Origin of the sequence: Streptomyces sp. RPA4-2 (assembly GCF_012273515.2) — a bacterium.
In the GTDB taxonomy this organism is placed as follows: domain Bacteria; phylum Actinomycetota; class Actinomycetes; order Streptomycetales; family Streptomycetaceae; genus Streptomyces; species Streptomyces kaempferi.
Map to the genome: position 1 here is coordinate 1,552,232 of NZ_CP050975.2, position 22,611 is coordinate 1,574,842.

The following is a 22,611-nucleotide window of genomic DNA, read 5'->3' on the forward strand; positions in this document are numbered from 1 at the left end:
CACCTCCGTTCCGTTCGGCACAGCCCTGGACCGGCCGCGCGCAACACCGAGCCCGGGAAACACGAAGGACTGACTGTTTCCGGGTCCCGATCGAGAATCCCCCGCCGGACTGCCACCCTGGAACCGCCGACAACCTCCACACGCTCACCCACGGCCCGTCCTACCGGGCGCTGAACCGGCACACACAGGGGGACGACGAGTGAAGAACTTCTTCGGGAAAGTCCGCCTGGCCGAGCCGCAGGTGTCCGACGCCGAGCGCGAACTGTTCGGCGGGCCGCTGCGCTATGACATGGGCTGGTCCCAACACGAGCACGCGGGGCTGGACTTGACCATGGGGTCGGCGCTTCGCCAGATGCCCACCCTCGTCGGTGCCACCCTGCGCATGGCGTGGCGCGCGGACCGCCGTGCGCTCGTCGCCGTGGCGATCAGCGAAATCGCCCAAGGCGTCGCCGCTGCAGTCAGCCTGCTCGCCGTCAACGCGGTCATGCACGCCCTGCTCGGCACCGGAAGCGCCGTCGAGCGGCTGCACGCGCTGCTGCCTGGACTGCTCGCCGCCGCAGGCGTCGCTGTCGTCAACTCCGCCCTGGCCGGCTGGTCGACCTCCCGGGCCGGTCGCCTCGAACCGCTGGTCGAGCGGATCGCCACCACGCAGTACCTGGCAGCGGCGACCGCCGTCGAACTCGAAGCCATCGACGACCCGGACTTCCGTCGCCTGATCGACATCGCCCAGTACGGGCCGGCCTCCGCCCGCCGCATGATCGGTGCCTGTGTCTCGGCCCTGAACAGCACCATCTCGCTCGTCGCCACCGCCGGTGTCCTCACCGTCCTGCACCCTGCGCTGCTGCCCATGCTGCTGGCCATCGCGGCCCCCCGGGGCTGGGGCGCCATGCGGGTGGCCCAGGAACGCTACGTGTCGATGATGAGCTGGATCGAGCACCTGCGGGCCAGCCGCCTCATCGGCGGTCTCCTCACGGAGCGCACGGCGGCGCAGGAGGTCCGCATCCACGCGGTCGGGCCGTTTCTGCTCGACCGGTACGAGCGCATGGCCCACAGTGCCGAAGCCGAGCAGGAGCGGCTCGCCGCCGGCAAAGCCGTCACCGAGTGGGCCGCCTCCGCACTGTCGGGGCTGGCGATGGCCGCCACCTACGGCGTCATGATCTGGCTGATCGCGAGCGGACACATGAGTCTCGCGGTGGCCGGCACCGCGGTGATCGCCGTCCGATCGGGTTCCGCCAGCCTGGGCGCCCTGGTGATGAACGTGAACCAGTTGCACGAGGAATCCCTGTACGTCCGCGACCACGGACGCTTCCTGGAGGAGGCTGCCGAGCGGGCCATCCCCTCGGGCGGCGCGCCACTCCCGGAAAAGGTCGAGCGCATCGTCCTGGACCAGGTCACCTACCGTTACCCCGACCGCGAGAGCCCGGCGCTGGACAGCGTGTCGCTGACCCTCCCCATGGGGTCGGTCACCGCCGTGGTGGGCGAGAACGGCTCCGGCAAGAGCACTCTGATGAAGGTCCTTTCCGGGCTGTTGCTGCCCCAGGAAGGGACGGTCCGCTGGGACGAGGCCGATGTCGCGGACCTGCAACGCACCCAGGTCTTCGACCGTGTCTCGCTGCTCACTCAGGACTTCCAGCGCTGGCCTGTGACCGCGGCGATGAACATCCGCATCGGCCGCCCGGACCACGACGCGCGCCCGGACGACTTACAGCCCTCCATCGACTACGCGGGAGCCGGCCCCGTCATCACCAAACTCACCAACGGACTCCAGAGCCTGCTGGCACGCGTCTTCCGGGGAGCCGTCGAGCTGTCCGGCGGCGAATGGCAGAAGATCGGCCTGGCCCGTACGCACTGGCGCAGTTCAACCTGCTCTGCGGACAGCATCCTCATCGTCGACGAACCCACCTCGGCCCTCGATCCGGAAGCCGAGATCGAAGCCTTCGACCGGATCCGCCGTCTCGCGGCTCCGAACCGGGCCGTCGTCCTGGTCACCCACCGCATGTCCGGGGTCCGCCACGCGGACCGCATCTATGTCCTCAACCAAGGACATCTCGCCGAACACGGCACCCACGACGAACTCATCGCCTCCCGCGGGCGGTACGCCGCCATGTTCGCCGCCCAAGCCGCCCAGTACGCACCCAGCGCCGCCATCCCGAACCCCACCTCGCCCACCGTCGCGGATCACGCGTGACCAGGCCGTTCGAAGGACCGGCCATGACGACGCCTCCCACCGCCGACACCACCGGAACGAGCGCCCTGCGCCACCAGTTGACCGACCAGCTCACCGCGGCCGGTCACATCCGCGCTATCGGCATCGCCGTCGCCGTCGAGCACGCCTTCCGCACCGTTCGACGCCCTCGCCCTGAACCGGACCGGTGCACCGAGTGGCGCTGGTGGCCGCTCGACGCGCTGCCCGAACCGACCGTGGGTCACACCGGAGTCGCCTTGGAGGCGATCCCTTTCGGCACGCGCTGCACCGCAATGGGCTGGACCTGACACCGCTCCGTCCGCTGTCCCCTCAAGCCTGCCGTCTCCCGGGAAGGACGTGCCGTGCACATGTTCGCCACGCAAGACGAATGGGACCGTAGCTACGCCGACGGTCGCCGTTTCAGCCCACTCAGTGACCGTGAGCGGTCGCTGCTGGCCACGCACGCGCCTCCGCCGGCCGATGCCAGGGCCCTCGACATCGGCTGCGGAGTCGGTGAACTCGCGGCCCACTTGTCCACGCTGGGCTACGCCGTGGACGCCGTCGACTGGTCCGAGACCGCACTGGCCGAAGCCGCCGCCGAACACGGCACGGCCGTCCGGTGGCTACGCCTCGACATCGAGAGCGACGACGGGACACCACTGCACGCCGACGGCTACGACCTCATCACCCTCCGGTTCGTGGTTCCGTTACTCAACTCCCGCGCCCGGACCCTGCACGCCCTGGGCCGACGCCTGCGCCCCGGAGGCGCCATCGTGGTCGTCACACCGCACGCCGCCGACACCCCGGCCGAGCGGCGTCGCCTCGCGCTCGACGAGGACGAACTCGCCGAGCTGCGGACCGACTGGGCGAGCACGACGCTGCACGACGCCGGAGGCCTGGCCTTCGTGATCCTGCGTGACCCGTGCCGGACCGGCACGACCACGCCGCGGGACATTCCCAGGGCGGCCGGAACACAGGGCACGCCATCAGGCACGGGGAGCGTCGAACACACGGCGGCCGCCTCCCCGCGGCAGCATCGCTTCCCTCTCCTGGGGCGCTACTACCGCCAGGTCGAGTCCGGTCGGAAGACGGTCGAGGTGCGCGTCGCCACCCCTGACAAGGCAGCCGTCGAAGCCGGGGACGCGATCATCTTCCACGACGAGGACAGCGGTCGGGAACTCGACATCGTGGTGAAGCGGGCCACCCCGTACACCTCCTTCGAGGAACTCCTCGAAACGGAGGACCCGTCACGCATCGACCCGGACACGCCTCGCGGAGAACTGCTCATCAGGCTCCGCGGCATCTACCCGCCGGGCAAGGAAGCGCTCGGCCCGCTGGCCTTCGAGTTCGACCACCGCCCGGCGCTCCCCGGCCGCTCCATGCCGATGACGGCGTCGGAGTACGTACAGACCGTGCCCCACCACACGGTGTACGCCTGCCTGTACGTCCGCGACGAGCACGACCGACCCGTACAACTGCGCTCCGTCCACGGGTCCCGGCTCTGGCATTTCCCGGGCGGCAATCTCGACACGCGAGGGGAAGAACCTCTGCAGACCGCCCGCCGCGAAGCCGTCGAGGAAACGGGACTCGAACTCGGCTTGGAAGCCCCGAGGCTGCTCCTGACACATTTCCTGCACGCCGGGCCACCGCCGGCGCTGAACAAGGTCGGGTTCGTCTTCGACGGAGGGCGCCTCACCTCCGACCGGCTCCGCCGCATTCGTCTCGATCCCGCGGAGCACGACATGTGGGCCGTCCACGACCTCGCGGGGTGGCGGCAGTTGATGGCACCAGGGGCCTTCGCCCGTCTCGACGCCGTCGAACGGACCCGGCTCGGCGAAGGCCCCGCCTACCTCGTCACGCACACCTGACCCCGTCACGCCGCGTCCCGAGGAGACGCCCGTGCCCGTCGACGACATCAACAGCCGAGCCTCGGCCGTCACGACGCGCGCGTCACCGCAGCCGCCCGTCCGGCGCCCCTCGTCCGTCCGCCGTCAAGAACGCGGAGCCGTTCATGGCCGGAGCAGGAATTGGTCGGCCGTCAGCTGGGGGTCCTCGGTCACCGCCGTGCCCAGCACCAGTAGGGGAACGCCGTCGGACAACTCGCGATGCCGCAGGCGCACGAAGCTGTCGTAGACGCCGCTGCCGACCCGGAGTTCGGTGGGAAACAGGCCGACTTCCTCGAGCGCGAGCAGCCTGGCACCGGCATTGTCGAGTACCGAGCAGATCCATCCGTCCGTGTTCATCCGGCCGCCTTGGTCAAAGGTCGAGGACAAGACGCGTGCCTTTCGTGCCGGAACAGCAGATCATCATGGTGTCTCCGGCGGCCCGTTCCTCCGCTGACAGCACCGTGTCGCGGTGCTCCGGTTCGCCCGCGAGCACACGGGTGCGGCAGGAGCCACAGATTCCCTCCATGCAGGAGAAGTCGACGTCGACGCCGGCGTCGAGCACCGCGTCAAGAATCGTTGCGCCAGGGGCGATTCCCAGGGCTTTCCCTGATCGCGCGAGTTCGACCGTGAAGCCCCCGTCGACGGCCGGTGGCAGGTCTCCACGGAACCGTTCCAGGTGCACGCGATCCGGGCCGAGCCCGCGGGTCGCCTCCTCGAAGTCGGCCAGCATCGAAGCCGGTCCGCAGCAGTAGAGGTGGGGTTCGCCGGAGGTGTCGGCCACCAAGGAGGCGATCTTGAGCGAGCGTGGCCCGTCCTCGTCGGCGAAATACGTCCGCAAGCCGCCGGCACCCGAGTCGGCGAGAGCGGACAACTCGGGGAGGAACGCGGCGGCGTGGCGTGAACGTGCCGCGTAGTGGACCTCCCACGGCGCCTCGAGCTGTGTCAGCCGGCGTGCCATGCTCAGGATCGGCGTGATGCCGATACCGCCGGCGATCAGAACGCTGTGCGGGGCGGATTCCATGAGCCTGAAACCGCCGGCCGGTTCGCTGATCACGAGGCGGGAGCCGGTGTGGACGGACTCGTGGACAGCACGGGACCCTCCTCTGCTTTCCGGGTCGAGTGCCACCGCGATGCGATAGGACGACGGGTCCCGTTCGGGGGTGCCGACCAGTGAGTAACTGCGCGTCAGTCCAGGGGCCAGCGTGACGTCGATGTGGTCGCCCGCGCCGAACCCCGGCAGCGGGATGCCGTCGGCGGGGCCGAGTTCGAGCAAGCGCACTGATTCGGCTGCCCGGACCGTGTTCCGGACGAAGGTCTCGATCATGGGCGCGCCTTGTCCGTCATAGCGGTTCGGCCGGTCCGCAGGTTGCCCGGCACCAGGTCCTGCCAGCGGTCGTCCTGGGCGATCACGGTGTCCGGCAGCGACCGTACGTCGGCGAGGTCGAGGCCGTGGGCGATCGGAGCCTCGCCTTCCTCGTGGCGGCGGACCGATTCGAGCAGGCGGGCGCGGAGGTGGATCACCGCCCGGTCGGCGGCCACCATGTGTTCCCTGGTGCGGTCGAGGATCGGGCCCATGCTCATCGCGAGGACGGCGTCCTCCTGTTCGATGCCGTCGAAGCCGGTCCAGTTGTCCTTCATCCGGGACCGGTCCTGCCCGAGCCGGTTCGCCCAGTCGGCGCGGAAGTCGCAGTCCTCGTCGTTCCAGAACGGTTCCTTGAGTCCCATGATCCGGATGATCTCCGCTCGGTCGATGGGCTTCGGGCCGTGCGCGATGATGTACGTGCTGGTGACCGTGTCGCTCTGCGGGACTTCGAACACGAAGAACTGGAAGGCCGGAGCGGGGATGATGCGGGTGACCGGCAGGATCGCCGGGGTGACGCGGATGCTGGTGGCCGGTCTGCCGTCCGCGGCGGGCGGCCCCTGCCTTTTTGCGACGTAGTGAAAACCGAACGCGGTGTCTTCGATGTCCAGCGTGGGGGCGTTGTCCCCGCTGGCCAGGGCGCCCGGGTTGAAGTCCTCGTCCTCGCGAGCGGTGAACTCGTCGTTCATCCACGCCGGGTTGGCCTGGTTGCTGTGCAGGATGCCGACGTGTGAGCTGTCGACGCCGCCCTCGAACAGCTGGAGGTAGTTGACGGGGGTGTTCAGCCGGATCACGGCCCCATGCTCGGAGGGCCCGTCCATGAACGCGTAGTGCGGGAACTCCGGCTGCCGGCCTTTGGGGCCGATGTACGCCCAGACCAGTCCGCCGGCCTCGCGCACGAGGAAGGCCGGGGCCTTCATGCGCTCCCGGAAGCGCGCGTTGCAGTGGTTCGGGGTGTCCAGGATCGTACCGTCCGCACCGAATTTCCAGCCGTGGTAGAGGCAGCGGATACCGCCCTGTTCCACCCTGCCCAGGGCGAGCGACACACCACGGTGCATGCACAGCTCCTCGAGCACGCCCACCTGGCCGTCCGTGTCGCGGAACACCACGAACGGCTCACCGAGCAGGCTCATGCGCAGGGGGTCGCCGTCGGCTTCCGGTAGTTGCGCGGAGGTACAGATCGGAAGCCAGAACCGGCGCATCATCCGCCCCATCGGCGTCTGCGGTCCGACGCGGGTCAGGATCTCGTTTTCCTCGGCAGTCAGCATGCTCGGGCCCTCTCGTCGTTGATCGTCCCGGCCGTGTCGCTCACACAGCAGCTACTTCCACAGAAATTAACTTCCACAGAAGCGACCTTCCATGGAAGTTAAATGGGGGATCCTGCGGATGTCAACGGCCGCAGTGAGCGGGCCTCGTTTTCCACGTGGCGGAAACCATTGCTTGCCGAGTCCGGGGGCGGGGACGTTGACTGACGGGCCGAGCGCCGGAAGGTCCGATCGAGGAGGCACGGTGACTGGTCGGGGCCAAGACACGAGAGGTCCGGTTGCGGAGTCCGTCGAAATCGACGTGCGCGCCGGTCGGCTTCGAGGCCGTCGCACGGGAGCCGTCGACGAGTTCCTGGGAGTCCCGTACGCGGCGGCGCCAGTCGGGCCGCGGCGGCTTCGTCCTCCGGAGCCCGCCCCCGCCTGGGTCGGCGTCCGCGATGCCACCCGGTTCGGTGCGGCTTCCCCGCAGCCCGGGAGTGCCCGCGCTCGGGTGCTCCAGGGGGATCCCGGAGTCACCGGAGAGGACTGTCTGAGCCTCAATGTGTGGACACCGGCGGACGCGCCGCCGGATCTTCCGGTACTGGTCTGGGTGCACGGCGGGGCGTTCACGAACGGAGCGGGTTCCGTGCCCGCGTTGCACGGCCGGTTGCTCTCCGAAGCGGCGACGGCCGTGGTCGTCACCGTCAACTACCGTTTGGGAGCTCTGGGGTTCGCCTGTCACGATTCGCTGGGCGCCGGTACGGCCAACCTCGGACTGCGCGATCTCGTGGCCGCGCTCGAGTGGGTGCACGAGAACGTCGCCGTGTTCGGCGGTGACCCCGGCCGCGTCACGCTGGCCGGCGAATCCGCGGGCTCGATGTGCGTCGCCCTGCTGTCCTTGTCGCCCGCGTACCGGCACCTCTTCGCCCAGGTGGCGCTGCACAGCGGCGTCCCGTCCCTGCAGTCACCGGCGGCTTCGGAGCGAGCAGTCGAGGCGCTGGCGACCCGACTCGGCGTCAGGGTGTCCGCACTGCGGTCCGTGCCGGGCGCGCACATCCTCACCGCGACCCGGGACATCGCCCCGGATCATCGTTTCTGGCCGACCGCGACCGGGTGGCTGGCAAGTCCGCTCGCCGGTCTGCAGTCCGCCGCCCCCGCACGCCCGACCCTGATCTCCACCACGGCCGACGAAGGAACCTTCTTCTTCATCGACGACGAATGGCCCGAAGACGTCAGCCGCGACAAGGCGCTCTCCGTGGTCACCGCCATGCTGGGACCGGACGCCGCGAAGCGGTACGCGGAGGCGGCTCAGCCCGCGAGGCCGCTGAGCACCGCCGCGGCGGCCATCACCGAGCGCCTGTACACCGAGCCGGCCGACCGGTGGGCCGACCGTGCGGCAACGGCCGGTTCGACGGTGTTCCGCGCCGAGTACGCCCATCCCAGCCCGGCCTGGGAAGGTCGGCTCGGCGCGACGCATACCGTCGACGTCCCTTTGCTGTTCGGTACTTTCGCCGCGCCGGAGTTCGCGGTGCTCTACGAGTCCGATGTGCGGGCACCGGAACTGTCGTCCACGGTGCGGCGAGCGTGGTCCCGCTTCCTCCACACCGGCTCCCCCGCGACCGCCGGATACCCGTGGCGTCCCTGGTCCCCCGACGACTCCTGTCTTCGGCGGTTCCTGTGAGAGGTGAACGCCTTGGTGAGAGGCTGCAGTTGCGGGACCGGCCTGCCGGACGACGGTGCGGCGAGCGGTCCCGCCGAAGCCTGGACAGCCGGCTTCGCATCAGCACAGACCCGGCGACACGTCCGTTCAGTCACACGTCCGTTGAGCGGCACGCCCGTTGAGTGACACGTCCGTTGAGTGACACATCCGTGTCACTCCTGCGGGCGCGGGACCGTCACGGCAGCCGACATGGCGGCGGCGACCGCGCGCAGTGGGGGCAGCATCCGCGTGAGGTCGTGGTGGGGTGCGGGCGTCAGCACGGTCAGGGCCATGGGCAGGCGGTGCGGCCCGGTAGGAACCCCGACCGAAAGGGAGGCCTGCCCGATGACGGCTTCCTCGTGCGCGGTCGCGTATCCATGCCGACGAGCGCGTTCGAGCTGCGTCATCAGCAGTCTCGGTGCCACGAGGGTGTGCGGGGTCAGGCGCGGCAGCCGCTTGTTCAGCACGGCACCCAGCCGATCCCGTGCCGTGGTGGCCAGGAGCAGCTTTCCGGCGCTCGTGGCCGTCACGGGGAGTTCCTCGCCGGCACCGGCGAGCGCGAGGCCGTCACCGGGCGCGGCAACGGTGTCGAGGCATACCAGGCGCTCGCCACTGAGCGTGGCCAGGGCCACCGCCGAGCCGGTGCGGCGCGCCAGGTCGTGCAGGTGCGCCGCCGCGGCTCGGCGGAGCTCCCGCTCCCAGGGTGCGGCGACCCCGAGGCGCCAGATGCGCTCCCCGAGTTCGTAACGACCGGTCGCGGTGCGGACCAGCACACCGCAGTGAAGCAGCTCGCTCAGCAAGCGGTGTGCCGTGGAGACCGGGAGACCCGCGCCGCGGGCGATCTCGCTCAACGTCAGGGGTCGCGGGGACGCTCCGACGATGTCGAGCAAGCCGAAGATGCGTCGTGGCAGCGAACGTGCGTGCGTGTCCCCGGTCGCGGTCATCGCGCCCTGAGGCCTTCCCGGTCCGCCAGGATCTCGAGTGCCGCCGCGTGAGCCAGTTCGAAGGCTTCTCTCCCCTCGCGCAGAAAGCGTTCCGGCGGAATGGCCCAGTAGGAGTCCGGGAGGACCGTGCCGTAGGTTCCGTCGTCGGAGAAGATCTCGAGCTCCCACCATCCGCGATACCCGGCTTCCATGAGCGTGGCCATGATCTCCGGCGCGACTCCTCGTCCCTTTCCCGGCAGCTCACGGTCGAACGCGCAGCGTTCCGGGTCGCGGATGTCGCACACCTGGACGCTGTTGATCCGTGAGGCGTACCGGCGCAGGTCTTCGTGCAGCCCGGGATCCGACCAGCTGTGGAAGACGCTGAACATGATGCCCACGTTGTCCCGGCCCACGGCGTCGACGACGTCGACCAATTCGCGTATCGAGGGCACCGCCGAGCCCCGCCGCCGTGCCAGCAGTTCCAGTCCTATGCGGACGCCGCGGTCGGCTGCGGCGTCGGCGATGGCGGGCAGGACTTCGAGGACGGCGTCCAGCGGACCCGCAGGATTGGCCGGGTCTCCGGACGCGCCGGGTGCGATCGTGATCACCGCCGGGTCGAACGCGGCGAGCCGCTCGACGCTCGCGCAGATGAGATCGCGTCGGTCCAGGATGTCCTGGGGTGCCCCGGGAGGGTCGATCTGGGAGGGAAGGACGCAGTTCACGGTCGGCACGCAGAAGGTCGCGGTCAGTCCGGCGTCACGCATCCGCAGGGCGACCTCCGCGTCCGGGACGCCGGTCAGTTTGCGCTCCCAGAGCCCCAGGCCCCGCGTGCCGGTCATGGCGGCGTTCTCGATGTCCTCCCAGACGCTCGAATGCGGCATCGAGGTCGCGTTGACGGCGTAGGGAACGGACGGCGCCATCATGAACCTCCTGGGTTCACAGCTGTCCGCGGGCGAACCGGCCGTTCACCGCGCCGCCGCCGCACGCCGGTCACGCCCGCTCCGCGGTTTCGGCCGTGTCCATCGTCCGCTGCAAGAGGCCGAGCAGGTCGAGCGCGCGACCCGCCTCGGCGGCACTCAGGTTCTCCAGGCCGCAGAAGGACGTCGAAATCCGCCGCATCGCGTCCTCCGCGATCGTGCTCCCGGCCGGCTTCAGGCCGATCAGCACCCCGCGCAGGACGTCGGGGTCCGATACGCGTTCCACCAGCCCCAGTTCAGCGAGGCGGTCGACCTGTTTGCTGACCGCTCCCGAGGTGATCATCAGTCGCTTGAACAGGGCCGTCGGGCTCATGGCGTAATCCGGCGCGGACCTGCGAAGCGCCAGAAGCACGCGCAGATCACCTGGTCCGATTCCGCTGCTTCTCGCGACCGCGGTAAAGGCGCGCTCGACCTGCTGCGCCAGGCGCAGGATTCCGCCACTCACCAGGAAGGGCATGAGATCGAGACCGGGCAGCTCTCGCGCCCAGGCCTCGGCGATCCCGCTCGGTTCCGACACCTCGGCCGGGGAATGCCTGTCCGCCTGCAACGCCACGAGAACCACTCTCCGTCGACCGGACTCCGCGAGGTGATACCTTCCTCGGAAGTAGACTTCCATGGAAGTTAATCCGGGGAGTCTCCGTGTGTCAACCGGTCGCCCGGTCGCCCGCCCCAGCCGGTCCCCCGCCCCAGCCGACCGCTCGCCCCAGCAGGTCGGCTTACTGCCGTGGCCGCGCGCCGGGCTCAGCGGACACCGGCCGCCGCGTACGAACGGTCGCCGGCGAGCCACTGGTCGCCCTGCTGATCGACGCGGCCATCGCGCACACCAAGGCGGACCTGGGGCTGCTGGACAGCGCCGAGCGGCACCTGAGCCCGCTCGCCGCGGCACAGGGCGTCGGGCCAGGGCGATGAAGCGAGGCGAGCCGCCCGTCTTCGGCCCGACGCGGAGGTCATACCGATGGGGAGAGCCGGGCCGATGGGTCCGGCGTGGTCACGGTGCCGTCCGGGCGGACACCACGGGGAGCGGACGAGGTGACACCGCCGGGGCGCGCAGGTGCCATACGCGGGCCGGTGGAATGTTGCCCCACACGGTGCGGAAGTCGGCGCCATGGGCCTGTTGGAACGTGTCGAGCACATGGATGACGCCGCTGTGCCGGGCCAGACTCCGGGAGGTGCCCAGCAACGCGCGCAGGCGGCCCGTGCCGCGGTATCCGAAGTAGGTCAGATGGCCGCCGGGCTTGAGCGCGGACAGGTAGCGCGTGAGCAGCCCGGACACTTCGTCGGGAGGGAAGTTGGCGAACGGCAGCCCGGAGACGATCACGTCGTAGCGCGCCCCGGGGTCGAGCTCCGCGACCGGGCCGGCGATCAGCGAAACGCGTTCCCCGAGGACCGCAAGACGCGGATCGGCACGCAGGTCGGCCGCGAGCAGACGGGCGAAGCGGGGGTTGGCCTCGACCAGGTCCAGAGTGTCCTCGGGGCCGAGCAGGCCCGCCAGGACCCGGGAGACCGCACCGGTTCCGGCGCCCACCTCCAGCACGGCACGCGGCTGCCCCGTGCGGTGCGCCAGCGGCGCGGCCAGCGCCTCGGCGAGGTGACGGCCGCTGGGGGTCACGGCCCCGGTGGTACGGAAGGTCCGGAGGGTCTCGGCGAAGAACAGCCGGCGGTCGGCGAGGCGCCGGGCCGGGGTCCGCCGGACGGAAGAGGTGCGCCTCGGGAGGAAACTCATGGCATGGACGCTAGGCAGCTCCGGGTGCCATGGAATCGGCCGATGTGCGGCGCCGGCACCCGACGAAAGTCGGGGGTCGCGATGTCCCTTCGTCGGGGGTACGGGGGCAGGGCCGTCCCTAGGATGACGAGGTGAGATCCGGACCGGAACGTGGTGTACCGCTGTGGGTGGAGACACCGGCGGCGGTGCTGCTCGCCCTGATATCCACGCTGGAGGGCTTCCGTTCGGCCGGTGACACCCTGGCCGATCCCGCCCCGTGGGTGGGGGCCGCCGCGTCGTTCGGAGCGCTCGGTCGCCATCGGTTCCCGAGAGCGGTCGCGGGCCTGGCGCTGGTGTCGGTCTCCCTGGGCCCGGTGGCCCCCTTGCTGGTGACGCTGTATCACTTCGCCTCGCGGGGCCGGTTGCGGGCGGTGTGGGTGTGTCTGGGGATCGCGTTGGGCGCCGGACTGCCCTGGCTGGCCGTCGCGCTGGCGCTGGGCCGCCCGCTCTCCTGGATACGGCTGACCACCTGGGCGGGCTCCGGCGTCGGCAACGCCGTACTGGTGGCCCTGGCCCTGGCCCTCGGCATGTGGGCGGGCAGCCGGCGCAGACTGCTGGGCGCGCTGCGGGACCAGGTGGAACAGCTGCGCGTGGAGCACGAACTGCGCGCCGAGCAGGCACGATCGGCGGAGCGGGCCCGCATCGCCCGCGAGATGCACGACGTGCTCGCCCACCGGCTGAGCCTGCTGATGCTGCACTCCGGAGTGCTTCAGTTGCGCGAGGAGGGGATGTCGGCGGTCGGCCGCGACCGCCTGGCCCTGTTGCGCGACACGGCCGGGCAGGCGCTGGACGATCTGCGCGAGGTGCTGGGCGCGCTGCGCTCCGACCGGCCCGCCGGGGCCGACGGGGCGACACCTGTCGCGGTGCCGGCTCTGCAGGACCTGGACGAGCTGCTCGCCGAGGCCCGGGCCGCCGGTCAGGTCATCGAGTCAGTGGTCTCCGGTGATACGCGGGACGCGTCCACCAGTCACCGGCTGGCCGTGCACCGGCTCGTACGGGAGGCCCTGACCAATGCGCGCAAGCATGCCCATGACGCGCCCGTCGCGGTGAGCGTGCACTACGGGCCACCGGTCACCACGGTGGAAGTGGTCAACGGGCGCGCCGGGCGGGCCAGGACCACCGAAGGTGCCGCGTCCGCGTCTCCCCAAGGTTCCCCGCCTCCCGGCGGCTACGGCCTGATCGGCCTGGCGGAGCGGGTCACGGCGCTCGGCGGTCACCTGCACACCGGTGCCTACGGCGACGGCTGGCGGCTCTCCGCGCGTCTGCCCACGTCCACCTCCACCCCTCCTCCGGCGTTCCGCTCATGATCAATGTCCTGGTGGCCGACGACGACGCCCTGGTCCGGCTCGGTCTCGTCGACCTGCTCTCCACCGACGCGGAACTGAACGTCGTCGCCGAGGCGCCGGACGGCCTGGCCGCCGTCGAACAGGCAGGCCTCCACCGGGTCGACATCGCCCTGGTCGACGTGCGCATGCCCCGTATGGACGGCATCACCGCGACCCGCCGGCTGCGCGCGCTCCCCGACCCACCACGAGTGATCACCCTGACCACCTTCGACCTCGACGAGTACGTCTACGACGCGCTCGCCGCCGGCGCGGACGGCTTTCTGCTCAAGGACACCGCACCGCGCGACATCATCCGCGCGGTACACGTGGTGGCGGCCGGCCAGGGCATCCTGCATCCGGCCGCCGCCCGTCGCCTGATCGACCGCTTCCACCACGCCGGCCGCCCGGAAGTGCTCGAAGCACGCACCCGCGTCGGGGGCCTGACGCCTCGTGAGAGGGATGTCCTCGCACGGCTCGCACACGGTGATTCCAACGCGGAGATCGCGGGGGCGCTGGGAATGCGCGAGAGTACCGTCAAGGCACACGTCAGCCGGATCCTCGGCGCTCTGGGAGCGGGTAACCGCGTCCAGGCCGCCCTGCTGGCCCGCGACGCAGGGCTGGGCGGCGGCCACGCTTGACCGATTCTTCGTGGGCGGAGGCCGTCCCCGGGAGACGCCGTGACCGGCGACCGTGACGGGTACGGGTTCGCCACCGACGCCCGGATCACGCCGGGGTGTCGCGCCGCGCGCAGGGGGCCAGGATGGGGTCGAGGATGCAGGCACCCGCTCCGGCCATAGGGGTGCGCGTACCGCTGCGGCCCTCGGGACGCACGTACGGCTCCGGCCCTCGGGACGCACGACCGCTCGGCTATACGCGGTGTCCCCGGATCTCGGCACGGTCCCGGTAACCGCAACAGAGGACGTGCCGCTGGCGCCGGTGGTCCGTCGTGGCGGCTGTCGTGCCGGCTGGAGCGCGGTGCGCGGCACACAGCACACGCTTGGCGCCGTCGACCATCTCGTCGCTGTCGGACGCGGCGTCGGCCAGACTCACGAAGCACAGGGTCAGCAGCAGTGCGCCCGCCACGAAGGGCAGCGTCCGGCGCGGGGGAGGCGGGGCCAGCAGGGCCCGTACCCGCTGGGGAACGACCCCGCCGGTCGCCGCCAGGACGCTGGGGCGTGACACGCCGGCGGACGCCAGGGCGGCTCGCCCGACGGCGCGGGCGACGACCGCGCGGTCGCCGACCTGCGCGGCGGCCTCCTCGTCCGCCCAGCGTTCCAGCACGAACGCGCCGGCGTCGGCCAGGGGCCGCAGCAGCGGGTTCACCGCCGCCGTGAGCCGCCAGAGGGTCAGGAAGCGGTGGTGCCCGGCGTTCAAATGCGCCCGCTCGTGCGCCAGTAGGGCGCTGCGTTCGTGGTCGTCGAGGCACCGCAGCATGCCTCGGGACACCACGATCCGTCCGGGCGTACCCTCCAGCGCGAACGCCAGCGGTGCGTCGTCGTCGAGGACGGCCAGCTCGGTGTCCCCGGGCAGCCGGGCGCACTCCCGCCGGGCCCGGGCGACCTGGCGGACGTGCCGGAGGGCGGCCGCGGCCAACCGTACGAGGCTCACGGCCAGGAGCAGCGCACCGCCCGCCGCGACGGTGAGGTGCACCGGATCCTCCGCCCGCAGCGCCCGAACCGACCAGTGGCCCTCGGCGGCGACCTGGGGTATCTGCGCGATGCCGGTGAAGGCCAGGAGCGCCAGCGATCCCGTCCATCCGGCCGCCGTGACGAGCGCGGCGCAGGCCAGGGCCCATGCTGCGGGGCGCGGGGCCAGCCGCCGCGCCAGACGCGGCGCCGGCACCGTGAGCAGGGCGGATACGAGGAACGGAACGTAGACGCTGATCCGCACCGGCTCAGGGCCTTCCGTCGGACGTCTCGTCGCCGCCGCGCGCCTCGTGCTCGGACAGCAGGCTGTGCAGCAATTCCTCGTCCTGTTCGGACAGTTCGGAGACGAAGCGGGTCAGCACCGCCTCGCGGTCCGGTCCGCCCTCCAGGAGCGACCGCATGCGCCGGGCGGTGTGCGAGGCCTCGTCCCGAGCCGGCGTGTACGCGTATCCCCGTCCCTCTCGGTGCCGGACCAGCATGCCCTTGCCGTGGAGACGGGTCAGGATCGTCAGAACCGTGGTGTAGGCCAGGCCGGCGGCCAGACGCTCCCGTACCTGACGAGCGGTCATCGGGCCGTCCGCGGACCAGAGCGCGGCGAGTACGTCGCTCTCCAGCTCGCCGCGGGCCCGTCTGCCGGATCCGCCAGGGGGTTCCTGTCCCCTCTGTTCGCTCACGGTCCACCTCCCGCTCCCGCGTTCCGGACAGACTACCCGGCGATCTCCTACTAAACGTAGGAGGTATGCTCCGGGCTTCAAAGCGTGAACTACTACATGTTGTAGATCCCGCATGCCCTCTGACGGTGGAGGAACAGCCCATGCCCCACGCCGAACGCATGCTCCCCGGACCCGTGCCTCCCGGGCCCGAGGTCGCGAATGCCCTACCGGGCCCTCGCACGGCCATGACGCCGCATGCGGGCCGGATCGCGGTCTTCTCCGCGAGCGTCGGCGCCGGCCACGACGGCGCGGCGGCCGAACTGGCCCGCCGCCTCACGGCGGACGGGTTCACCGTGGACCGCCACGACCTGCTGGACCTGCTGCCCGCCGGACTCGGCCGGGCGGTCCGGACGGGCTACCACCGGATGCTCGTCCGCGCCCCGTGGGCCTACCAGCGGATCTACTCCAGCAGCGAGCGCGCCGGAGGCGGCGGCCCGGCCGCACGGGCGCTGCTGCGCGCGGCCGAACGCCGGGTGCTGCACGCCCTGCACCCGGGTACCGGCGCCGTCGTCTCCACCTACCCCGGGGCCAGCCAGGTGCTGGGCAGTCTGCGCCGGGACGGCAGGCTGGCCGTTCCCGTCCTGACCTACCTGACCGACTTCTCCGTACATCCACTGTGGGTGGCGGACGGTGTGGACGTGCATCTGGCCGCCCACCCGGTGACCGCTGCCCAGGCGCGTGCCGCCGGCGCCCGGACCGTGCGGGTGTGCGGGCCGGTCACCGATCCGCGTTTCCGGCCCTGCACCGGGGCGGAACGCGATCGGGCACGGGACAGGTTCGGCCTGCCTCAGAAGGCCCCGCTGGCACTGCTGGTCGCCGGATCGTGGGGCGTCGGGCCTGTCCGGCAGGTGGCCCTGGAACTGCGTGACTCGGGCGCGGTCGTACCGGTGGTCGTCTGCGGACGCAACGAGGCGCTGGCCGCGCGGTTGCGCGCGGAAGGCATCGAGTACGCCTACGGGTGGGTCGACGACATGCCCGCCCTGATGAACGCCGCCGACGTCCTGGTGCAGAACGCGGGCGGTCTGACCTCGCTGGAGGCGTTCGCGGCGGGGCTACCGGTCGCGAGCTACCGCTGCATACCGGGCCACGGCCTGACCAACGCCGCAGCGCTCCACGAGGCCGGGGTGGCCGTGTGGATCCGGGACCCGGCGGATCTGAAGGCCGTGCTCACCGATCTGACGGACGGCACACTCGGACTCCGGCAGCGCGAGGCCGCCTTCGCCCTCTTCACCCGAACTCCCGGCCAGGGCCCGGCGGCTGAGATCGCGCGGCGGCACCGGCGCGCCCCAGTGCCGCGGCAGGCGATGTCCGCCCCGTCGCGACGCCCGGCACGCCCTCTCGCCGCACCGGCCGAAAGCCCGGGTACACCCAGCGCGAGGACTTCCGGCCGGCACGCGGAGAGCACGCACCGAACACCGCTCCCTGACGGGCGAACGCGGCCTGCCGCGGCACCGGCGCGGAAAGACTCGGTCCCGGCCGGTCGGACACGCCCCGCACCCCGTCGGCTCGCCGCCACGGCCGCGGTCGCCTGCGCCGTATGGGCGTGCGCCGTGGTCACGGGAGGCGCCACGGCGCTCGACGGGCCCAGCCTGGTGCGGACCATCGGCCACAGCCTCGACCTGGACGACCTCCACCAAGGGGACGGCCACGGCGCCGGATCCGGAGGCCACCACTCATGACCGCCCGCCGCACACTCCGCACGGCCGCACTGGCCGCCCTGCCGGCTCTCGTCGCCGCCCACGCCGCACCGGTGGTCTCCACCTTCGGACCGCTGCGCAACCGCGCCATGCCCCGCCTCTCGGGCCGCGGCCGCCCCGACCACGTCGCCCTGACCTTCGACGACGGACCCGACCCGCGGTCCACCCCGCGCTTCCTGCGGCTGCTCGCGGAACGCGAGGTCCGTGCCACCTTCTTCCTGCTCGGCACAGAGGCCCAGCGCTTTCCGGACGTCGTACGGGAGATCGCCGCCGCCGGCCACGAGATCGGTGTCCACGGCTGGCTGCACCGCCCGCTCCTCCTCCGTGGCCCGCGCGCCACGTACGACGACTTCGCCCGAGCCCGCGACACCGTCGCCGCCCTCACCGGGCAACCGCCCACCCTCTTCCGGCCGCCGTACGGTGTCATGTCGACCGCGGCCCATCTCGCGGCACACCGCCTCGGCCTCACCCCGGTGCTGTGGACCTGCTGGGGAGAGGACTGGACGGCGCACGCCACCCCCGAGTCCGTCCACCGCGTCGTCACCGCCGACCTGGACGGCGGCGGCACCATCCTGCTCCACGACTCCGACCGCACCTCGGCACCCGAGGCCTGGCGCGCGACCCTGGGGGCCCTCCCCCGGATACTCGACACCTGCGCGAGTCGGGGCTTCCAGGTGGGCCGACTGCGCGACCACGGATGGCGGCACAACGCTTCCCGCCTTCCGCGCACTCGGGAACACCCGGGACCCGCCGATCGTCTACAGTTCGGTAGACCGTCTACTCGCTCGTAGTCGCTCGTTGTCGGTCACTCACTCACTTCAGGTCGCGGAGCAGGGGCGGGCGGTGTACGAACCGGAGGAGCCGGCGAGCGGTCGGCGCGCGGCCCACGTCGTGGCATGGCTCAGCGCACGCGAAGAGGTCGAGAACGTGTTGCGCGAGCCTCTCGGCGGCCTGCCGAGCCAGCAGGACGAGACGGCGTCGCGGATGGCCGGCGTGCTGCAGGCCACGGCACTGGGACTCGGCCCCGACGCGGCCGCGATATGGGCGGGAGTGCCCGACCGGGTCCTTCACGGCTGGCTGGAGAAGGACTCCGTCTTCGCCGCGGCCGTGAAGTCGGCCGGTGAACTGGCGGCCGCCCACGGACCGCACCTCCACGGCAAGGTGACGGCCGCGCAGCTCAGGGTGATGCTGATCGCCATCAGCCGGGGTGAGACCTGGCTGGTGGCCGCCCGGCTCGCCGGCATCTCGACGCACCAGTACCGCAAGCTGTGGGCCGCCTCGCCGGCCATGGTCGCCCTGGTGAACGCCGCACGCAGCGTACGGCCGCGGAAGTCGAAGCACCTCGCCGCCCCCGCACACCGCCGGCTGTGGCCGGCTTCCGCCGACCGCAAGAGCTACCGCCTCGTGCGGCGCGACGACCCCCAGGCGCCACCGGACACACCAAGGGCCGACTGAGCCCGCTCCCGCGGCCACTTGTGCGCGAGCCGCTTCCCCCGTCGCGCTCCACGGACGGGGCGCCGGCCCCTGAGCGGAAGGGGGCACGGCCGGGCCGGTGGTATCCGCCGTCACGGCGATCGGAAGATGACCCGGGTGGCGTCGGTCCCATCACCGCCCGTGCATGTCCCCCTGCCCTCAGGGCAGTTCCAGCCGGTAGCCGTGCCCTCGCAGGGTGGTGACGCGTGGAACGCGGTACGGCTGGGCCACCGGGCCCGTGAGCCGGCGTCGCAGCGCCGCCATGGTGACGTCGAGCGTCTTGGTCGACCCGAACCAGTTCTCGTCCCAGACCTCGGCCATCAGGGTTTCCCTGGACACGGCCTCGCCCGCGTGCCGGGCGAGCACCGCCGGCAGCTCGAACTCCTTCGGACGCAGCCTTACTTCGTGCTCGTGGAGCGTGCAACGGCGTGCCGTGACGTCGACGACCAGGTCGCCGAGCCGGATCGGCTCCCGCGGCGGCGAGGTGATCGTCCGGCGCCGCATGTGGGCGCGGAGCCGCGCCAGCAGCACGGTCAGGCTGAAGGGCTTGACCAGGTGGTCGTCGGCCCCCGCGTCGAGCCCCACGATGACGTCGATGTCGTCCGTGCGGGCGGTGAGGATCACGATCAGCAGGTCCGGGAAGCGGGCTCGCAGCGTACGGGCCACGTCGAGCCCGTCCATGTCCGGCAGCCCGAGGTCCAGCAGGAGCACGTCGTGGACGGATCGCGCGGCCTCGGCCAGCGCGCCCGACCCCGTCCTGCTCCGGGTGGGCGCGTAGCCGTTGCCGCGCAGGCCGGTGTCGAGGTTCCGGCCGATGGTCTCGTCGTCCTCGACGACGGGGAGACACCTCGCCGTCGCCCTGTCGGGTGGATTCACGGGGCCGAGCGGGATCGAGCACCTTCCGACGGGGACCTTTGAACCGGCGGCGGTGTGCGCTGTCCGCCATGAAGGGGTGGTGGGACGAGTTCAGCCGGACCTTGTCGGGGTCGGGCGGACGCCGACTCCCCCAGGCACGACGGGAGCACTCTCTTGACTTCGACGAATTCGGTGATGAAGAAGCTGCCTGAGGTCACTCTGGCGTTCTGGATCATGAAGATCGCCGCGACGACCCTGGGCGAGACGGCGGGCGACCTGTTCGCCCAGACTCTCAAACTCGGCTACTTCGTGACCACGATCGCCCTGTTCCTGATGTTCGTGGTGACACTGGTCGTCCAGCTCAGGTCCCGTCGCTACAACCCGTTCTTCTACTGGACCGTGATTCTCTCGACCAGCATGGCCGGCACCACCATGTCCGACTTCATGAACCGCGACGCCAGCGCCAAGTACCTCTCGGACGGGGCGACGTCGCTCGGCTGGGGCCCGCAGGGCCTCGGGCTGGGCTACCCCGAAGGCGCCGCCATCCTGGTCTCGATCCTTCTCGCGATCTTCCTCGCCTGGAAACTGAGCGGGATGACGTTCCAGATCCGCGACATCGTGACCTTCCGCGCCGAGGCCCTGTTCTGGTCGGCGATCCTCGTCTCGAACACGCTCGGTACGTCCATGGGCGACTTCCTCTCCGACAGTTCCGGCCTCGGCTACCTCGGCGGGGCGCTGCTCGTCTCCGGGGTGCTGGCGGTCCTCGTCGCGCTGATGAAGGTCCCGGTGGTGCCGAACGTCCTGCTGTTCTGGATCGCCTTCGTCCTCACACGGCCGCTCGGCGCCACCGCCGGTGACTTCCTCACCAAGCCGCACGCCAAGGGCGGCCTCGACCTCGGCACCGCGGGCTCGTCCGCCGTGCTGCTCGCCGCCCTGTTCGGCCTCATGGCCTACGCCCAGGTCCAGGAACGCCGCACGGCGTTGCCGGCCTGACGGCCGGAGCGGTCCGGCAGCAAGCCGGCGGTGCGTTCGGTGTTGCCTGCGTAGGGCCGTAGGCAGGCCCATTCGTCGGGCAGGGACTGATCCGCAGCTGAACCCCGTCGCCCCGCCACCGGCCGGCATCACGCCGGTCCGGCCGGGTCGCTCCCCCGGCCGGGAAGCGACAAGTCCCTTCGCCCGGCCGATGGTTGGGGGCTCGGCTGCCTCGACCGGTCGCGAGTCAGCCTCCTCGAACGGCGACGGCCGCGTACTCCACGTACTCGTGCAGCCCGTAGGCCGGCGCGAGTGCCGCCAGCGCCAGAGCGGCCGCAGTCGTCGCCAGACCCAGGGCACCCGCCTGCCGGGCTCCCCCCTGCGGTGCCGCGGGCGCCGGCCTGAGCAGCGCTTCGACCCGCCGGGGCACCGGCCCGGTCGTCACCGACAGCAGCGGATACCCGCCACCGGTACGCCGCTTCTGCGACGCTCCGGCCAGGGCCGCCCGGGCGATGGCCGCCGCCGCCACCTTCCGGTCACCGACGGCGGCCGCCGCCGATTCGTCCGCCCATCGCTCGAGGTGGAACCCCAGCGACTCCCGCAGGCTCCGCGCCGCGGGGTGAACGGTCGTGGACAGGTCGACCACGGCGGACAGCAGGTGATGGCGGCCGGACAGGTGGGCGCGCTCGTGGGCCAGCAGTACCTCGCGCTCCGTGGCCCTCAGGGCCCGCATCATGCCGGAGGTCACCACGATCCGGCCGCCGCGGCCTTGGTAGCCGGGCAGCGCGAAGGCGTCCACCTCGCTGCCCGGCACCACCAGCAGGTCCCCGGCGCCCGTCCCCTCGGCGGCCGATCGCCAGGCGCGCCTGAGCAGCGAACGGTGCTGGAACCACCGCCGCACCAGCAGCACCAGCTGGACGAGCATGACCGCGCCGGCCACGCAGGCCATCGGCACCGCGGCCGGCCACACCTCCAGCACACGCGCGAGCGGCACCTGCTCAAGTGCCGCGAGGAAGGGCACGTGGAACAGGCCGGTCAGTGCCGCGATCGTGCCGCAGGCCATGAGGACCGCCGCGGCCGTCAGCGTCCAGCACGCCTCCCGGGGCGGGAGAACACCGGCCAGACGGCGGGCCGCCACGGAGGCGCCCCACGGAAAAGCGAGGCCCAGCACGACCAGGGCCAGTACGTAGGTCACTCGGAGCCGTCCTCGGCTTCGAGGAGCAGGCACCGCAACGTGTCCTCGTCGCTCTCGGACAGGGGGGACACGAAGCGCCTCAGCGCCAGGTCACGACGGGGCTCACTCTCCAGCTCGCGACGCATGCGCCCGGCGACGAGCCCGGCCGCGTCCTGAGCCGGCTCGTGGGCGAAGCCACGGCCCGACGGGATCCGGCGCAACGTGCCCTTCTCGTGGAGCCGGGTCAGGATGGTGGCCATCGTCGGCCTCGCCGGCCCCCTGTCGAGCGCCGCGTCGACCTGCCGCGCTGTCATCGGCTCGCCGGCCTCCCACAGCGGGGCCGGCGCATCCGCGACGAGCCCGCCGTGCGGACGTCCCCCGTCCCGGCGCTTGTCCGACATCCCTCTCCCGTTCTCCGGCATCCTCGACCGGTGCGCCTCGCGCACCCGCCCCGCCGCGTCCACCTGAACCTGAGCCTGCGCGTTTCCAAGGATCGCCCAATCTACTGGTCGCGGTGTGAGACGCGTCCCGGCCGACGGCGTGGCCCACCCGGGTCCCGGGGCCTCGCGGGCGCCACCGCAACCCCCACCGCGGGGAGTTCACCGAACTGGTGCGTGCCCATGACGTGTGGCACGGAGTCGTTGCCGTGACGGCCACAACGGGTGGGGGCGTCGGCCGGTCGTACTCGGCGTACGGAAAAGCATCGGGCGGCCAGTGAGA

The 22,611-nt window shown here is 71.6% G+C and carries 23 protein-coding genes; 11 read left to right on the forward strand and 12 right to left on the reverse strand.

All coding sequences use genetic code 11. The features are described from left to right. The first annotated feature begins 199 nt into the window (after positions 1 to 199). From HEP85_RS06340 to HEP85_RS06350, 3 genes are read left to right on the forward strand one after another with little or no spacing between them, the layout of a single operon-like run. A complete protein-coding gene (locus HEP85_RS06340) occupies positions 200 to 2,188 on the forward strand; it encodes an ABC transporter ATP-binding protein (protein WP_168526910.1) in 1,989 nt (662 codons plus the stop codon). A gap of 23 nt (positions 2,189 to 2,211) precedes the next feature. Then, positions 2,212 to 2,493, forward strand: coding sequence for a hypothetical protein (locus HEP85_RS06345; RefSeq protein WP_168526911.1), 282 nt, complete (start codon positions 2,212 to 2,214; stop codon positions 2,491 to 2,493). 60 nt (positions 2,494 to 2,553) lie between these two features. Further along, complete coding sequence (locus HEP85_RS06350; protein ID WP_248001854.1) at positions 2,554 to 4,053, forward strand: methyltransferase domain-containing protein; 1,500 nt, start codon at positions 2,554 to 2,556, stop codon at positions 4,051 to 4,053. 141 nt (positions 4,054 to 4,194) lie between these two features. Here HEP85_RS06350 and HEP85_RS06355 read toward each other — a convergent pair whose 3' ends face one another. From HEP85_RS06355 to HEP85_RS06365, 3 genes are read right to left on the reverse strand one after another with little or no spacing between them, the layout of a single operon-like run. Continuing rightward, positions 4,195 to 4,428 carry a hypothetical protein gene (locus tag HEP85_RS06355; RefSeq protein WP_168526912.1) on the reverse strand — a complete coding sequence of 78 codons (234 nt, stop codon included), beginning with the start codon at positions 4,426 to 4,428 and terminating at the stop codon, positions 4,195 to 4,197. 13 nt (positions 4,429 to 4,441) lie between these two features. Further along, on the reverse strand, positions 4,442 to 5,395 hold the full coding sequence (locus tag HEP85_RS06360; RefSeq protein ID WP_168526913.1) for a PDR/VanB family oxidoreductase: 954 nt from the start codon (positions 5,393 to 5,395) through the stop codon (positions 4,442 to 4,444). Next, positions 5,392 to 6,699, reverse strand: a complete 1,308-nt coding sequence (locus HEP85_RS06365) for a Rieske 2Fe-2S domain-containing protein (RefSeq protein ID WP_168526914.1) — start codon at positions 6,697 to 6,699, stop codon at positions 5,392 to 5,394. Before HEP85_RS06365 ends, HEP85_RS06360 begins: the two co-directional genes overlap by 4 nt. Positions 6,700 to 6,817: 118 nt before the next feature. Between HEP85_RS06365 and HEP85_RS06370 the strand changes: the two genes are divergently transcribed. Then, entirely contained in the window at positions 6,818 to 8,356 is a 1,539-nt protein-coding gene (locus HEP85_RS06370) for a carboxylesterase/lipase family protein (protein ID WP_248001855.1), read from the forward strand. 191 nt (positions 8,357 to 8,547) lie between these two features. Here the strand turns inward: HEP85_RS06370 and HEP85_RS06375 are convergent, their stop codons facing one another. The 3 genes from HEP85_RS06375 to HEP85_RS06385 form a co-directional block, all read right to left on the reverse strand. Further along, on the reverse strand, positions 8,548 to 9,318 hold the full coding sequence (locus HEP85_RS06375) for an IclR family transcriptional regulator (RefSeq protein WP_168526916.1): 771 nt from the start codon (positions 9,316 to 9,318) through the stop codon (positions 8,548 to 8,550). Continuing rightward, positions 9,315 to 10,220: a sugar phosphate isomerase/epimerase gene (locus tag HEP85_RS06380; protein WP_168526917.1), complete on the reverse strand. Its 906-nt coding sequence runs from the start codon at positions 10,218 to 10,220 to the stop codon at positions 9,315 to 9,317. The genes HEP85_RS06375 and HEP85_RS06380 overlap by 4 nt, the downstream gene beginning before the upstream one ends. A gap of 67 nt (positions 10,221 to 10,287) precedes the next feature. Next, positions 10,288 to 10,827: a MarR family winged helix-turn-helix transcriptional regulator gene (locus tag HEP85_RS06385; protein ID WP_168526918.1), complete on the reverse strand. Its 540-nt coding sequence runs from the start codon at positions 10,825 to 10,827 to the stop codon at positions 10,288 to 10,290. Positions 10,828 to 10,913: 86 nt separating this feature from the next. Between HEP85_RS06385 and HEP85_RS06390 the strand changes: the two genes are divergently transcribed. Next, on the forward strand, positions 10,914 to 11,183 hold the full coding sequence (locus HEP85_RS06390; RefSeq protein ID WP_168524941.1) for a hypothetical protein: 270 nt from the start codon (positions 10,914 to 10,916) through the stop codon (positions 11,181 to 11,183). A 79-nt stretch (positions 11,184 to 11,262) separates the two neighbouring features. Here HEP85_RS06390 and HEP85_RS06395 read toward each other — a convergent pair whose 3' ends face one another. Further along, positions 11,263 to 11,997 carry a class I SAM-dependent methyltransferase gene (locus HEP85_RS06395; RefSeq protein WP_168526919.1) on the reverse strand — a complete coding sequence of 245 codons (735 nt, stop codon included), beginning with the start codon at positions 11,995 to 11,997 and terminating at the stop codon, positions 11,263 to 11,265. A 131-nt stretch (positions 11,998 to 12,128) separates the two neighbouring features. On the opposite strand from HEP85_RS06395, the gene HEP85_RS06400 reads away from it, so the two are divergent. Beyond that, positions 12,129 to 13,343: a sensor histidine kinase gene (locus HEP85_RS06400; protein WP_248001856.1), complete on the forward strand. Its 1,215-nt coding sequence runs from the start codon at positions 12,129 to 12,131 to the stop codon at positions 13,341 to 13,343. Then, positions 13,340 to 13,999: a response regulator transcription factor gene (locus HEP85_RS06405; RefSeq protein WP_168526920.1), complete on the forward strand. Its 660-nt coding sequence runs from the start codon at positions 13,340 to 13,342 to the stop codon at positions 13,997 to 13,999. Before HEP85_RS06400 ends, HEP85_RS06405 begins: the two co-directional genes overlap by 4 nt. 229 nt (positions 14,000 to 14,228) lie before the next feature. Here the strand turns inward: HEP85_RS06405 and HEP85_RS06410 are convergent, their stop codons facing one another. Both HEP85_RS06410 and HEP85_RS06415 read right to left on the reverse strand, forming a co-directional pair. Further along, positions 14,229 to 15,251, reverse strand: coding sequence for a M56 family metallopeptidase (locus tag HEP85_RS06410; RefSeq protein ID WP_168526921.1), 1,023 nt, complete (start codon positions 15,249 to 15,251; stop codon positions 14,229 to 14,231). 4 nt (positions 15,252 to 15,255) lie between these two features. Then, on the reverse strand, positions 15,256 to 15,681 hold the full coding sequence (locus HEP85_RS06415; protein ID WP_248001857.1) for a BlaI/MecI/CopY family transcriptional regulator: 426 nt from the start codon (positions 15,679 to 15,681) through the stop codon (positions 15,256 to 15,258). 224 nt (positions 15,682 to 15,905) lie between these two features. Here HEP85_RS06415 and HEP85_RS06420 point away from each other — a divergent pair, with 224 nt between their 5' ends. From HEP85_RS06420 to HEP85_RS06430, 3 genes are read left to right on the forward strand one after another with little or no spacing between them, the layout of a single operon-like run. Beyond that, a complete protein-coding gene (locus HEP85_RS06420; RefSeq protein WP_168526923.1) occupies positions 15,906 to 17,399 on the forward strand; it encodes a glycosyltransferase in 1,494 nt (497 codons plus the stop codon). Beyond that, positions 17,396 to 18,208 (forward strand): polysaccharide deacetylase family protein, encoded by an 813-nt coding sequence (locus tag HEP85_RS06425; protein ID WP_168526924.1) that lies wholly within the window; start codon positions 17,396 to 17,398, stop codon positions 18,206 to 18,208. The genes HEP85_RS06420 and HEP85_RS06425 overlap by 4 nt, the downstream gene beginning before the upstream one ends. Before the next feature lie 52 nt (positions 18,209 to 18,260). Next, a complete protein-coding gene (locus HEP85_RS06430; protein WP_168526925.1) occupies positions 18,261 to 18,872 on the forward strand; it encodes a hypothetical protein in 612 nt (203 codons plus the stop codon). A gap of 177 nt (positions 18,873 to 19,049) precedes the next feature. On the opposite strand, the gene HEP85_RS06435 is transcribed toward HEP85_RS06430, so the two are convergent. Then, positions 19,050 to 19,766, reverse strand: coding sequence for a response regulator transcription factor (locus tag HEP85_RS06435; protein ID WP_168526926.1), 717 nt, complete (start codon positions 19,764 to 19,766; stop codon positions 19,050 to 19,052). A 174-nt stretch (positions 19,767 to 19,940) separates the two neighbouring features. Here HEP85_RS06435 and HEP85_RS06440 point away from each other — a divergent pair, with 174 nt between their 5' ends. Further along, positions 19,941 to 20,738 (forward strand): hypothetical protein, encoded by a 798-nt coding sequence (locus HEP85_RS06440; protein ID WP_168526927.1) that lies wholly within the window; start codon positions 19,941 to 19,943, stop codon positions 20,736 to 20,738. A gap of 226 nt (positions 20,739 to 20,964) precedes the next feature. Here the strand turns inward: HEP85_RS06440 and HEP85_RS06445 are convergent, their stop codons facing one another. Both HEP85_RS06445 and HEP85_RS06450 read right to left on the reverse strand, forming a co-directional pair. Further along, positions 20,965 to 21,912, reverse strand: a complete 948-nt coding sequence (locus HEP85_RS06445) for a M56 family metallopeptidase (RefSeq protein ID WP_365768192.1) — start codon at positions 21,910 to 21,912, stop codon at positions 20,965 to 20,967. Next, positions 21,909 to 22,292 carry a BlaI/MecI/CopY family transcriptional regulator gene (locus HEP85_RS06450; protein WP_168526928.1) on the reverse strand — a complete coding sequence of 128 codons (384 nt, stop codon included), beginning with the start codon at positions 22,290 to 22,292 and terminating at the stop codon, positions 21,909 to 21,911. The genes HEP85_RS06445 and HEP85_RS06450 overlap by 4 nt, the downstream gene beginning before the upstream one ends. Between the last annotated feature and the right edge of the window lie 319 nt (positions 22,293 to 22,611).

Excerpts from the sequence above, each read along its gene's own strand:
- HEP85_RS06380 (WP_168526917.1), bottom strand. The coding sequence starts at position 10,220 with ATGATGGCGCCGTCCGTTCCCTACGCCGTCAACGCGACCTCGATGCCG.
- HEP85_RS06440 (WP_168526927.1), top strand. The coding sequence starts at position 19,941 with ATGAAGAAGCTGCCTGAGGTCACTCTGGCGTTCTGGATCATGAAGATC.
- HEP85_RS06425 (WP_168526924.1), top strand. The coding sequence starts at position 17,396 with ATGACCGCCCGCCGCACACTCCGCACGGCCGCACTGGCCGCCCTGCCG.
- HEP85_RS06345 (WP_168526911.1), top strand. The coding sequence starts at position 2,212 with ATGACGACGCCTCCCACCGCCGACACCACCGGAACGAGCGCCCTGCGC.
- HEP85_RS06420 (WP_168526923.1), top strand. The coding sequence starts at position 15,906 with ATGACGCCGCATGCGGGCCGGATCGCGGTCTTCTCCGCGAGCGTCGGC.
- HEP85_RS06350 (WP_248001854.1), top strand. The coding sequence starts at position 2,554 with ATGTTCGCCACGCAAGACGAATGGGACCGTAGCTACGCCGACGGTCGC.
- HEP85_RS06375 (WP_168526916.1), bottom strand. The coding sequence starts at position 9,318 with ATGACCGCGACCGGGGACACGCACGCACGTTCGCTGCCACGACGCATC.
- HEP85_RS06360 (WP_168526913.1), bottom strand. The coding sequence starts at position 5,395 with ATGATCGAGACCTTCGTCCGGAACACGGTCCGGGCAGCCGAATCAGTG.
- HEP85_RS06405 (WP_168526920.1), top strand. The coding sequence starts at position 13,340 with ATGATCAATGTCCTGGTGGCCGACGACGACGCCCTGGTCCGGCTCGGT.
- HEP85_RS06365 (WP_168526914.1), bottom strand. The coding sequence starts at position 6,699 with ATGCTGACTGCCGAGGAAAACGAGATCCTGACCCGCGTCGGACCGCAG.
- HEP85_RS06370 (WP_248001855.1), top strand. The coding sequence starts at position 6,818 with ATGTCAACGGCCGCAGTGAGCGGGCCTCGTTTTCCACGTGGCGGAAAC.
- HEP85_RS06355 (WP_168526912.1), bottom strand. The coding sequence starts at position 4,428 with ATGAACACGGACGGATGGATCTGCTCGGTACTCGACAATGCCGGTGCC.
- HEP85_RS06395 (WP_168526919.1), bottom strand. The coding sequence starts at position 11,997 with ATGAGTTTCCTCCCGAGGCGCACCTCTTCCGTCCGGCGGACCCCGGCC.
- HEP85_RS06450 (WP_168526928.1), bottom strand. The coding sequence starts at position 22,292 with ATGTCGGACAAGCGCCGGGACGGGGGACGTCCGCACGGCGGGCTCGTC.